This window comes from Prevotella dentasini JCM 15908 (assembly GCF_000614065.1).
Lineage (GTDB): Bacteria > Bacteroidota > Bacteroidia > Bacteroidales > Bacteroidaceae > Prevotella > Prevotella dentasini.
In genome coordinates this window covers 19,276-32,107 of the sequence record NZ_BAKG01000019.1, presented here as the reverse complement: position 1 = coordinate 32,107, position 12,832 = coordinate 19,276, and the positions used below count along the sequence as shown (strand labels likewise).

General features: G+C 52.2%; 6 protein-coding genes and 2 pseudogenes. 3 read left to right on the top strand and 5 right to left on the bottom strand.

Features of this window, described 5'->3' with window-relative positions:
• Nucleotides 1-9: 9 nt before the first annotated feature.
• From JCM15908_RS09705 to pnp, 4 genes and pseudogenes are all read right to left on the bottom strand, one after another.
• Complete coding sequence (locus JCM15908_RS09705) at nucleotides 10-732, bottom strand: DUF4625 domain-containing protein (protein ID WP_025003186.1); 723 nt, start codon at nucleotides 730-732, stop codon at nucleotides 10-12.
• Nucleotides 733-921: 189 nt separating this feature from the next.
• Nucleotides 922-2,957, bottom strand: a pseudogene (locus JCM15908_RS13555) (TonB-dependent receptor).
• 399 nt (nucleotides 2,958-3,356) lie between these two features.
• Nucleotides 3,357-3,707, bottom strand: a complete 351-nt coding sequence (locus tag JCM15908_RS09695; RefSeq protein WP_025003185.1) for a hypothetical protein — start codon at nucleotides 3,705-3,707, stop codon at nucleotides 3,357-3,359.
• A gap of 234 nt (nucleotides 3,708-3,941) precedes the next feature.
• On the bottom strand, nucleotides 3,942-6,188 hold the full coding sequence (pnp, locus tag JCM15908_RS09690; protein ID WP_025003184.1) for a polyribonucleotide nucleotidyltransferase: 2,247 nt from the start codon (nucleotides 6,186-6,188) through the stop codon (nucleotides 3,942-3,944).
• A 561-nt stretch (nucleotides 6,189-6,749) separates the two neighbouring features.
• On the opposite strand from pnp, the gene JCM15908_RS09685 reads away from it, so the two are divergent.
• Nucleotides 6,750-7,904, top strand: a complete 1,155-nt coding sequence (locus JCM15908_RS09685; protein ID WP_025003183.1) for a TlpA disulfide reductase family protein — start codon at nucleotides 6,750-6,752, stop codon at nucleotides 7,902-7,904.
• 618 nt (nucleotides 7,905-8,522) lie between these two features.
• Here the strand turns inward: JCM15908_RS09685 and JCM15908_RS09680 are convergent.
• Nucleotides 8,523-9,347: an alpha/beta hydrolase gene (locus JCM15908_RS09680; protein WP_025003182.1), complete on the bottom strand. Its 825-nt coding sequence runs from the start codon at nucleotides 9,345-9,347 to the stop codon at nucleotides 8,523-8,525.
• A gap of 303 nt (nucleotides 9,348-9,650) precedes the next feature.
• On the opposite strand from JCM15908_RS09680, the gene JCM15908_RS09675 reads away from it, so the two are divergent.
• Nucleotides 9,651-10,172 (top strand): NUDIX domain-containing protein, encoded by a 522-nt coding sequence (locus tag JCM15908_RS09675; RefSeq protein ID WP_025003181.1) that lies wholly within the window; start codon nucleotides 9,651-9,653, stop codon nucleotides 10,170-10,172.
• Nucleotides 10,173-10,400: 228 nt separating this feature from the next.
• Nucleotides 10,401-12,751, top strand: a pseudogene (topA, locus tag JCM15908_RS13550) (type I DNA topoisomerase).
• Nucleotides 12,752-12,832: the final 81 nt, after the last annotated feature.

Genomic DNA, 12,832 nt, shown 5'->3' with positions numbered 1-12,832 from the left:
CGGTTTTATTTACTTGGTGATGGTGAATACAGGTATTCCCTCGGTGGTAGCCTTACCGTTCTTGTCCGTCACGGTGAGGTGGATGTGGTAGCTTCCGGGAGTGCATTCGGCAGGAACGGTGATTTCCTTCTTGAAATCAACTTTGCCGCTCTTGCCGTTGAAGTCCTCTACTTCTACAGGATATTCCTCTTCTCCGTGGAACTCTACTTCGATTTCCGCGATAGGTGCGGTAGTCTCGATGTGAGCAGTGAGGGTAATCTTTCCGCCTGCCTTGGCTTCGGGTGTATTCACCTCAAAATGATGGATGGCTGGTGCTGCATTAGCTTCCGGCATCGTCAGCTTTATGTTTTCCTCGAGAGTCTTGGTCGTACCGCGCTCGTTGGTAACAGAGATAATGCAGCGGTAATCGCCTTCCTTGATGTCTGCGGAGAGGTGCAGGTGCTCGTGGAACTTGACATTCAGTACGCCGATGTACTTGCTGTCGGTGTAGTTCTTGGTGGCAACCGTCTTGCCATCCTTGTCCTTCAGGCTTGCGGTGATGGCGGTAATCTTCGACTCGGATGCGATTTCGCACTCAAGATGAATGTCCTTTCCTACAAAGGCCGTCTTGGAATTGTGATGTCCGAACTCGGCATCCTTGAACTCAATCTTGCTTTCTGCAACGGGATCATCATCGTCGCTGCAAGAAGTCATGGACAGTGTGAACACACTCAAGAGTGCGATAGCACTCATAATGAAACTTTTTTTTCATGTTTGTAAATAGTTTGTGAGGCTTTCGCCTCGGTTAAATGATAAGTTGATTTTCTCGGTTAGGTTGAGTGTCGGGAGGTTGTGGGAGGTCGGAGCGGGTGGTCTCCGTCTCCCAACAACTCTCCTCTAACTCTCTCAGGTTGTTTGATAAATTAAGTGTTATTTCTTGTTTTAGAAGTCGAAACCGACCATCAGGGCAATGTTGCGTCCCGGTTCGGGCACATCGATGAGGCGGTAATAACTTGTATGGTCGTAGTAGCGGCGGTTGAGCAGGTTCTCGGCGTTGAGGCTGATGCGCAACGTCCGTTCGCCGAAAGCGAAGTCCTTGCCGGCCGACAAGTTGAGGGTGTAGTGTCCCGGTGTGGGTTTCTCGGGCGGAACTATATCGTGCTGTGCTCCCGTTACGTGTACATTGAAGGCGACAAAGCCTCATTACCCGGCTGCTGGCGGCAAAAGGTGTAGCGGAGTGTCCCGTCTGCCGACCAAGGCGTGGAGAACGGGAGGGTAAATCCCTTCTTCTCGCCCGACAGCTGTTCTGCATGGAGGTATTCTCCCTTCCCCTCCAGACTGAGGAATGGCAGAAACTGCCAGTTCGCCTGTAGTTCGAAACCATAGCGGATGACGCGGCTCTGGGTGTAGAAGTACCATTGCAGACCCTCGTAGTAGTTGGCGGTAGGGTTCATGTAGATGTAATTGGGGAAGTAGTTCAGGTAAGGTGAGAACTCCACGCTGAGCGTCCGATTGCCCCAGTTGATGCCGGCGTCGACCTGATACGACTCCTCCGGGTCGAGGTCGGGGTTGCCTTTCTCGTATCGGAAGATGTGATAGTTTACTCCGTCTGCCCCTAATTCCTTTGGGATAGGTACACGGAAGCTCTTTCCGACGTTAGCTTTGAGCAGCCAGTTGCCCGAGGTGAAGTTGAGACCTGCCGACCATGTGATGCTGTTGAACGAACGGCGGATGTCGGAGGAACGTTCCTTGTAGACCGAGTCGGTTTCGCTGACGGGTGTTTTGTACCAGTCGTGATAGCTGTGTATGCTTGTCCGGACATGGTCGTAGCGCACTCCGGCATTGAGAATGAGGTGTTTATTGACCGTGAAGCGGTCGAAGGCGTATGCCCCGAAGGCCACGGTCTCGAAGTCGGGGATGATGAATCCCCAGCCGCCGCGGCGGTTATGCTGGTATTCTGCATTGAAGCCGGAGTTCAGCAGATGCCGTTCGCCGAGTCCGAACTTCATGTCTACGGTGCCGGTGTAGGTGCTCTTGTTGAAGCGACGTTCCAATGAGCCTGCCGGAATGGGCATGTAGCCGTGTGAAACAGGCTCGGAAAGCTCCTTGCGGTAGTTGTTCTGATAGGCGAGGTCGGCTTCTATGGATATTTTGCCATGCTGATAGACGCTGTGGCTCATCACTTTCAGGTGGTTGACGCTTTGGTAGGGCAGGTCGATGTCGCGGCGCGAACGGTCGTAGTCTATCTGCGAGAGGCGCACTTCCAGTCCGTGCGCATTGGCGAAGAATCCGCTTTTAGTATAGGCATCCGACAGCTTCAGCTCCGTATGGAACCCATAGGTCTTGTAACCGAGCGTTACGCTTCCGTCGCGCTCGTGGCCTGCAGTGTTGCGGAGGCGTTTATCTTTGAGCCGTATATAGTAGGAGTAGTACTGAATACTGTCTGTCGGCACCTTGAAGTCGGCATAGTTGATGGCGGTGAAGTTGGTTTTCCAGTAGAAATGCTCCATTGCGCCTTCGAGTTTTGCCGAGATTCCGAGCGATTCATTGTTGGTTCGGGTGAAGATAGAGGCACTTCCTTGGAACGGCTTCGTCGGAATGTAGTTCCCATACAGGTTGATGACACCGCCAATGGCGTCCGATCCGTAGAGGAGCGCGGCAGGCCCTTTGATGATTTCAACGTGGTCGACGGCAAACTGGTCTACTTCCAGTCCGTGGTCGTCGCCCCACTGCTGCCCCTCATGCTTGATTCGGTCTTCGGTAACGACCATGCGGTTGAATCCGAGTCCGCGGATGGCAGGCTTGGATTGCCCGGAGCCGATGCTCATTGCCTTCACGCCGGGCACCCCGCTCAGGGTCTGCATCAGACTGCCGGCAAAGTTTGATTGCAGGAAAGTCTTGTCGATGCTGACATTGTTGACCGAGGTGCGCATCTGGAAGTCGCGTTTCCGATTTCCGATAACGGTAACATCCTGCATCAGCACCGTGCTGTCAGCAGTGCCGATAGCCGTTGTCTGCCGGGCCGTCTTGTTGTGCGTATGACTTATTGTGGCTGTTCCGTTTGCCGAAACAACCGGGAAGCACAAGGCGGTCGAAGACAGAATAATCGCCAAAGTAGCTTTATCCATTCCGAAAGAAGTAAAAAATAAGTTGTTTGTAAGTTGTCGTCTGTCTTTATCCTACTGATTTTCAGCGAATAAACACAGCTCCCGTCGTCTTCGGAAGGCTTGGTGCCAGTATATGGAAATGGCTTTCACAAGGCATAGTTTGCCTGTAAAATACTGTTCTACCAGATGGAATTATCCCATAGAATTGTATCCAATAAGTGCTGACAGAGTCTTGTCCATAGACGAATAATAATTCCCTGAAAGATGGAATTACGCTATAGCAAGGGTTGGAGGTGCCCGAAGACTGATGGCATCTGCCTGCTTGCGGAAGATGGCTGCCGCTGCAAAAAGAATGGTGATGCCAAGGCTTATAGCGAAGAGTGTCCCAGTCTGGACAGCATCCGGCTTTACAAAACTGAAGAAAGCAAAGTGGCAGATAGGACATTTCTCGGGGTTGTGTCCCTGAGAATGATGCTCTGAATACGTTACCTGTGATGGACCGACAGGCGAACATTCCTCCTGACAAACATGCACAGCGCGCACTACCATTGGCAATATGAAGATTGCCAAGAGCAGCCATGCTATGAAAGCTCGCTTTGCACTATGCTTGTATTGGTTCATCAAATTTGTTTCTTTTCGTCAATGTGCAAAGATAAGTAGTTTTTATGATAATACAAAGAATGAGAAAGAAATATTCTGAAGTTTAACAAATGTTTGTAAGGAAGAATGACAAAACCCACTTCCGGCTACTCTCGCCTTGGAGAGAAACAAGCAGTGGGCTGCAAAAATCCCCACAAGGCGCGTTCGCTTTGTGGGGACTCTTATATTATATTAAGGTGAAAACCTCAATCCGGCTTAGTCTTCGTTGCTTTCGCGACGTGGACGTCGGTCTCCATCACGACGTGGACGACGTTCGCCGCGGTCTCCGTTTTCGCGACGTGGGCGACGCTGTGGCTCTACATAGCCTTCCGGCTTTTCGAGAAGCACGCGGTGAGAGAGCTTATATTTACCTGTCTTCGGGTCAATGTCAAGGAGCTTGACAGTCAGTTTGTCGCCCTCCTTGATGCCTGCCTCTTCAACGGTTTCAAGACGCTTCCAGTCTATTTCCGAGATATGGAGCAATCCATCCTTGCCCGGAAGAATCTCAACGAAGCATCCATAAGGCATGATGGAGCGTACTGTCCCCTCGTAAACCTCGCCTATTTCGGGTACGGCTACAATGGCCTTAATCTTGCCGAGAGCAGCATCGATAGACTCCTTGTTGGGAGCTGACACCTGCACCTTGCCTACTCCGTCAACCTCGTCGATGGTGATGGTGGCACCAGTATCCTCCTGCATCTGCTGGATAATCTTTCCGCCCGGACCGATAACGGCACCGATGAATTCCTTCGGAATCTCAAGGGCAACGATACGCGGTACCTGTGGCTTCATCTCCTCGCGTGGCTGGTCGATTGTATCGGTCATGATGCCGAGAATATGCTCGCGTCCGGCCTTTGCCTGAAGCAGTGCCTTCTCAAGGATTTCAAAGGAAAGACCATCACATTTGATGTCCATCTGCGTGGCTGTGATTCCGTCTCGCGTACCCGTTGTCTTGAAGTCCATGTCGCCCAAGTGGTCCTCGTCGCCGAGAATGTCGCTAAGGATGGCATACTTGTCTTCTCCCGGGTTCTTTATCAGACCCATTGCAATGCCCGAAACAGGCTTCTTCATAGGAACACCTGCGTCCATCAGTGCCAACGTTCCGGCACATACGGTAGCCATGGAGGAAGAACCGTTGGACTCCAATATTTGGCTGACCAGACGGATGGTGTATGGGAAGTCGGCAGGAATCTGACCTTTCAGACCGCGCCAAGCCAAATGGCCGTGTCCAATCTCCCGACGGCCGACTCCACGCTGTGCCTTCGCCTCGCCCGTACAGAACGGCGGGAAGTTGTAGTGGAGGAGGAAACGCTGGTAACTCTTGTCAAGCACGTTGTCAATCATCTTCTCGTCGAGCTTGGTACCAAGCGTACAGGTAGAGAGAGACATAGTTTCACCACGTTGGAAGAGCGCGCTTCCGTGTGGCATGGGCAGAGCGTCCACCTCGCACCAGATTGGGCGAATCTCGTCCGTGGCACGTCCGTCCATGCGCTTGCCCGTATCAAGTACGCTCCGGCGCATGGAGTCGCGCTGAACATCAGCGAAGTAGCGTTCTATCTCGGCATGCTTCTCTTCGAGCTCGTCCTCCGAGAGGTCTGTGTGGGCTGCATCGTAAGCCTCTATGAAGTCAGACTTTATCTTGTCGTAGGTCTCCTCGCGGTGTTTCTTGTCGTTGTCGCCGCTCTGAGCCTCGGCATAGCATGCGTCGTAAGTGTCGCGGCGAACCTGCTCGCGCAGCTCCTCGTCGTTTATTTCGTCGTCATATTCACGCTTCACGTCGGTGCCGAGCTCCTTTGCCAGTTCCTCCTGAAGCTCGCACATCGGCTTGATAGCCTCGTGCGCTACCTTGAGGGCGGCAATCAAATCCTGCTCCGAAACCTCGTCCATTTCGCCCTCTACCATCATGATGTTGTCCTTTGTGGCACCCACCATGATGTCCATGTCGGCAGACTTCATCTGCTCGAAGGTCGGGTTAATGACGTATTCGCCGTTGACACGGGCTACACGTACCTCGGAAATAGGGTATTCGATTGGAATATCCGAGCACTGCATGGCTGCTGAAGCGGCAAAGCCGGCAAGCGCATCGGGCTGATCAACACCGTCAGCAGAAAGAAGGAGGACGTTTACAAAGACTTCTGTGTGGTAGTCTGAGGGGAAGAGTGGACGAAGAACACGGTCCACAAGGCGTGAGGTAAGGATTTCGTCATCGTTGGATTTGCCTTCGCGCTTGGTAAAACCGCCGGGAAAACGGCCTGCGGCAGCGTACTGCTCACGATAATCTACTTGCAAAGGCATAAAATCTGTACCCGGAACTGCCTCTTTGGCTGCACAAACTGTTGCGAGGAGCACGGTGTTTCCCATACGGAGTACCGCTGCGCCGTCTGCCTGCTTTGCAACCTTTCCGGTTTCAATTGTGATGGTTCTTCCATCAGCCAATTGAAGGCTTTTCGTAATTACGTTCATCTAAAATTGAAAAATACTTATTGTTTTGACCTACATCAGTGATAGTAAATTGCTTGTGAGTTAAAGTTTAGTGCCTTTACCAATCGCCTTTAACTATCTACATAGAAATAAAATCGCACAAATTTACCCAATAAATATGTAACAAACAAAGAAAACGGCATTTATTTTAGTTTTGTTTGCTAATTTCTTTCCCTCTCTGATAGCTATTCGACAAAATGGTGTTGTTTCCCTGACACTTTGTTGTTTTTGCATGACAGCATCGCCTTTGTTTGAGTTTCTGCAAGCCTGACGCCGCCTTTTGTTGTTGAACGTTTCCCCTTGGCAGCGGTCTGCCCGGAAAAATCTTTAATTCTGCATATACGAAAGCAGTCTCCATAAAGCATACAGGCTACACCCGGAGAACCCCGTATCAGGAATTTGCCTGTGTGCCCGTCGGATACTCCGCGTGCCGGCTATACATTTTCCTCGCGTTTCCTTGGGCAGTTTCCCAAATAACCGTAACTTTGCAAGGTCTTGACCCGAGACAAACCATACTTTTGAAAAGAAACAACAGATACAACGATGAAAAGGAATATCATTCACCATTTGGCGGCCGCGGCAGCCGTAATGGGCACAGCCGTACTGGCAGGATGCTCAGGAGAGCAGTTCCATGTGTCGGGCACAATAGCCAACGCAAAGGACTCCGTGCTCTATTTCGAGCACAACGGACTTGACGGATTTGCTAAAATAGACTCGGCAAAGCTCGATGAAAAGGGCACTTTCTCGTTTTCGGGCGACAAGGTGGACAATCCCGAGTTTTACCGTCTCCGTATTGCAGGACAAATCATCAACATCGCCATCGACTCCACCGAGACCGTGGACGTGAATGCGACCTATCCGCAGATGGCTACCGACTATACGGTGAAAGGCTCGTATGAGAACGAGAAGATAAAGGAGCTGGCCCTGAAGCAGATTGGACTTCAGGCGCAGTGCCAGACCATAGCCGCACAGCGTCCGGACGTGGCAGACTCGCTCATCAACACGCTGCTGTCGGCCTACAAGCAGGACGTTACGCGCAACTATATATTCAAGGAGCCGATGAAGGCATACAGTTATTTCGCTCTCTTTCAGTACATTGTCGTCGGCAATCAGGCACAGCTGATATTCGACCCTGCACGAGACCTGAAGGACAACAAGGTGTTTGGTGCCGTGGCAACGAGCTGGGACACGTTCTTCCCCGGCTCCGAGCGTGGTCAGAACCTGCACAACATCACGCTGAAGGGGATGAAAGACGAACGCATAATAAAGGCGCAGAAGAAGGAGGTGGCACTCAATGCACAGGTTTCGGGCGTCATCGACCTGCCTTTGCGCGACAATCTTGGGCGGGAACGCCATCTGACGGAGTTCAAGGGAAAGGTGGTGCTGCTCAATTTCCATGTCTTTTCCGCCCCCGAGTCGACGGAATACATCATGCGCCTCCGCGAACTCTACAATAAGTATCATGCCCGGGGGCTGGAAATCTACATGGTTTCGCTTGACGACAACGCCCACTTCTGGAAGGAGCAGGTTGCCAGCCTGCCGTGGGTAAACGTCTACGACAATACGGGGGTGAGTCAGGCATATACCGCACCTGCGGCATCCGCTCCGATTATCTACCTCATTGACCGCAACAACGACGTGGTGAGGAATCCTTCGCAGATTAAGAACATCGAACAGGAGATACAGGCCCTGCTGTAGAGTGGGATAGGCCGGGGCAGCCAAAATGCCAGTCCCGGAACACCCGAAGAATGGGATTTCGTTTGCGGAATGTCGGGGTTGGAGAACGAAGATGTTGAGATGGAAAAATGAAAGTGCCGTCTTGACACGACGAAAGTGCCGCTTTGGCCATGCGAAAAAGTAGTTTTCGTCAGGCCAAAGCGGCACTTTTGTTATATCTCCATGCAACCATCAGAATACCAGATGTTTACGGATAGATTTCCGATGCGTGTGCTCCTCTCTGCCGGAAGGGTGTGCAGAAGTTGGATTCTTTCGGCATCCGCATCCTGAAACGGGAGTGGAGGACAGGTGCCTACAGCCGTTCCATGTCTTCCGTCTTTATGCCTGTCAATGCAAATTCAGTTATATTGTCCCATATTTGCAACAGGCAGGGAATATCTCACGTTCTTTTCCCTTTTCCCGTCAGGCAGTCTCTGTATGCAGAAATCCCGATGAAACCGTGCGGTTTCGTCGGGATTTTCTTCAGAAAAAAACAATACTATTATTATTTCCCCCTTTGTCTGCGCCCCACCGGCACATCCTTTCCTTACGGAGGAGCTTGGGGAGACATCCGGCCGGGTTTGCCGGAGCGTCTGTCGCTTAGAGACTCTTCAGCCAAGCCTTCAGGTCCATCATCATCTCTTCGTGATAGCGGAAGCCTATTTTGCTTCCCCAGCCGTGTCCGCCGCCCGGATAGACGTGCAGCGAACCGTGGACGCCGTTGCGATACAGTTCCATATAGTAGTTGACGCCGTTTGCCGGCGGAACGGTATTGTCGTCGTCGCTCAATGCTATGAACGCGCGCGGTGTCGTGCGGCTTACGTTCATGTCGGCACTGTACTTCTTCTGCTCGCGCTTGTTGGGATTCTTGCCGAGAAGATTTGTCTGGCTGCCCTCATGCCCGAAGCCCTCCATCATGGAGATGACGGGATAGAAGAGTATCTGGAAATTGGGCTTCGCCTCGCCCGTGCTTAGCGTGGCAATCGTTGCGGCAAGGTGTCCGCCTGCCGAGAATCCCATGATGCCCACGTCGTTGCGGCTGATTTTCCATGACGCACCGTTGAGGCGTGCCAGCTTCATGGCCTGCTCTGCATCGGCAATCGGGGTCTGGGGATTGCCGTGCGGCATGCGGTACTTCAGCACGATGGCCGCGATGCCTTGGTTCTGAAAGAACTCTCCCCAGTCGTAGCCTTCCTTTTCCATCGCGAGGTTCTGGTATCCGCCACCCGGACAGATAACTACGGCACGCCCGGTAGCCTCGCGCTCGTTGGGCAGATAGACACGCACTTTGGCCGTGTCGCCCGTGTCGCCGTTGTCATAAGGCACGCGTCCGTTGTAGAGCTTTACTTCAAACGTCTGCTGGGCGGCTGCCGACATTGACAGGGCAGCCATTCCGGCAATGAAAAATAGTTTTCTGAAATTCATTATATCTTTGATTTTAATCGTGTCGGCTGTAGTTATATACTTTTGCCCCTGCCTCTTCCTGCTTGTCCGTCCTTGTTGTCTGCACAATCGGGAGGCGGGGATGGCAAGGTTGGAAAAAGTTTATAAATAGTTGATAACTATGCAAAGATAGCAAAAATATAGTGTTTTTGGAGTGGGTGTTTAGAGTTTTTAGTATATTTGCAAGCCGAATAGGAGAAACAAGCAGGGCCGTAAAGGTATTTTAACAGCACCGTCGCCATTCCACGACAGGCCCTCCGGGGCTTTCTCTTTTATTTTCAGATTATGCTACACGTACTCGATAAATTCCGTTATTGCCCGGTTTGCGGCAGCAGTCATTTTGAAGAACAAGACGAGAAGAGCAAGCTTTGCAAGGCTTGCGGGTTTGAATACTATCTGAATCCCAGTGCTGCGGTGGCAGCGTTCATCCTCAACGAACGGGGCGAGCTGCTTGTTACCACGCGCAAGAAAGAGCCGGGAAAGGGGACATGCGACCTTCCCGGTGGGTTCTGCGATATAGGTGAGACCATCTACGAGGCCCTTTGCCGCGAGGTGAAGGAGGAGACGAATCTCGAAATATCCGATGTTGAGTTTTTCTGTTCGCTGCCCAACAAATACCGCTATAGCGGTTTCGACGTTCCGACCCTTGACAGTTTCTTTGTCTGCAAGGTGGCGGACACTTCCGTCCTCTCCGTCTCCGATGACGTGTCGGCTGCCCGGTGGCTGCCTTTGGACGAGGTTCATACCGAGGAATTTGGCTTGCGCTCCATCCGTCAGGCCCTGTTCGACTTCCTTCAGAGGCGGTAGTTATCGGCCAAATGCCCTGTACCGCGGATCGCTTCATGGGCCGAAAGACGGCAAATCGGTACAGACGATATAAACATGAGAGCACTTTTCCCCGTTGAAGGCAATTGTCCGAATGACGGAGAAAAACGGCTTAATACTTAAAAAAACGCAAATTTTGCCTATTATATAAGGTGTAAGCAAAAAGAATGATTACTTTTGCGCCCTTGAAAAATAATGTGCACGAGCTGTATGCAAGAAAACTTAGTTATAGTAGAAAGCCCCGCAAAGGCAAAGACAATAGAGAAATTCTTGGGTAAAGACTTCAAGGTGATGTCTTCTTATGGACACATCCGCGACTTGAAGAAGAAGGAAATCAGCATCGACCTTGATACCCTCGAACCCGATTATGAGATTCCCGACGAGAAGAAAAAGGTAGTGGGCGAACTCAGAAAGAGTGCCAAGGCTGCCAAGAAAGTCTGGCTCGCGTCCGATGAAGACCGCGAAGGAGAAGCCATCAGCTGGCATCTTTGCGAGGTGTTGGGCTTGGACGAAGAGAAGACAAGCCGCATCGTCTTTCATGAAATTACTCAGTCGGCTATCCTCCAAGCCATCGAGCATCCGCGACATCTGGACATGAACCTCGTCAATGCGCAGCAGGCGCGTCGCGTGCTCGACCGTCTGGTAGGCTTCCGCCTCTCGCCCGTATTGTGGCGCAAGGTGAAGCCGGCCTTGAGTGCAGGACGCGTGCAGAGCGTCGCCGTCCGTCTGATAGTAGAGCGCGAGCGCGAGATACAGCAGTTCAAGTCGGAACCATACTACCGCGTCAACGCCATCTTTGCCGTAGAGCACGAGGACGGGTCGAAGCATGAGGTGAAAGCAGAGCTGAACAAGCGTTTCAAGAATCACGATGATGCCGTGGCTTTCCTCGAAGCGTGCAAGAACGCCAGTTTCAAGGTGGCTTCCATTACCAAGAAACCATTGAAGCGCACTCCCGCGCCTCCCTTTACGACCTCTACGCTCCAGCAGGAAGCCGCACGCAAGTTGGGTTTCACGGTCAGTCAGACCATGATGGTGGCGCAGCGTCTCTACGAGGCCGGACGCATCACCTATATGCGTACCGACTCCGTCAACCTGTCCACACTCGCCCTGAACAAGAGCCACGAGGAGATACTGCGGCTCTATGGGGAGCATACGCCAACGAACGCCACTACTATACACAGGCCAAGGGTGCGCAGGAAGCGCACGAAGCCATCCGCCCGACGGATATGACGGCTGCCGCCATCGACGGAACGGGACAGGAGAAGCGGCTCTACGACCTGATATGGAAGCGTACCATAGCCTCTCAGATGGCTGATGCAAGAATAGAGAAAACAACGGTAAACATTGAGATTTCGGGCGATTCGCTCTCTCAGAAACATCAGGAGCTTCAGTTTGTAGCCAATGGCGAGGTTATCGTTTTCGATGGTTTTCTGAAGGTTTACCGCGAATCGACCGACGATGACGACAATGGTACCGAGGTCTTCTCGCATGCCTTGCCCGTCATGCACGAGGGAGACGCACTCGAACGGCGCGACATTACCTCCACCGAACGCTACCTCCAAGGCCCGAGCCGCTATACGGAAGCAAGTCTGGTGCACAAGCTCGAGGAGCTGGGCATAGGACGCCCGTCTACCTATGCTCCCACCATCTCCACCATTCAGCAGCGAGAATATGTGCAGAAAGGAGACAAGAAGGGTGAAGAACGCAAGTATGTCGTCGACACGCTGATGGGGATTAAGGTAACAAGCAAGACCAAGAAGGAAATGAACGGAGCCGACAAGGGCAAGCTGATTCCCACAGACATAGGCATGGTGGTGAATGATTTCCTGATGGAAAACTTCCCCGACATCATGGACTACAACTTTACCGCGAAGGTAGAACAGGAGTTTGACAAGATTTCTGAAGGCAAGGCGGCATGGAATACCGAGATGAAGGCCTTCTACAAGAAGTTTGAACCCGAGGTGGAAGCGGTACTCAACGCCCGTTCCGAGCACAAGGCCGGCGAACGGCAGTTGGGAGAAGACCCGAAGACGGGTAAGCCGGTGTTTGTCAAGATTGGCCGTTTCGGCCCGGTGGTGCAGATTGGCAGTGCCGACGACGAGGAGAAACCGCGTTTCTCCCAGCTTCCTTCCGACAAGTCGATGGACTCCCTCACCTTGGAAGATGCGCTTGAATTGTTCAAGCTCCCACGCAAGGTCGGGCAGTTTGAAGGCTCGGAAGTCATCATCGGAGCTGGGCGTTTTGGCCCTTATGTGATGCACGAGAAGAAGTATGTGTCGCTTCCCAAGGACGAGGATCCGCTGACTATAACGCTCGATACGGCCATCCACCTGATTCAGAAAAAGCGTCTTCAGGAAGCGCAACGCCATCTGAAGACTTTCGACGAAGACCCGAAGATGGAGGTTATGAACGGACGCTACGGTCCGTACATAGCCTACGACGGCAAGAACTTCCGTATTCCGAAAAACCTGCACGACGCGGCAGCAGAGCTGACATACGGGCAGTGTCAGGAAATAGTGAAGAATGCGCCCGAGCCAAAAGCTAAGCGGACAAGGAGATAAAGCGGCAAGGGCTGTCGGAACGTAGGGACTTGCACCCTCGCAAGTCTGGTTTCCCTGTCTCAGGGGAGACTTTCGGGGATG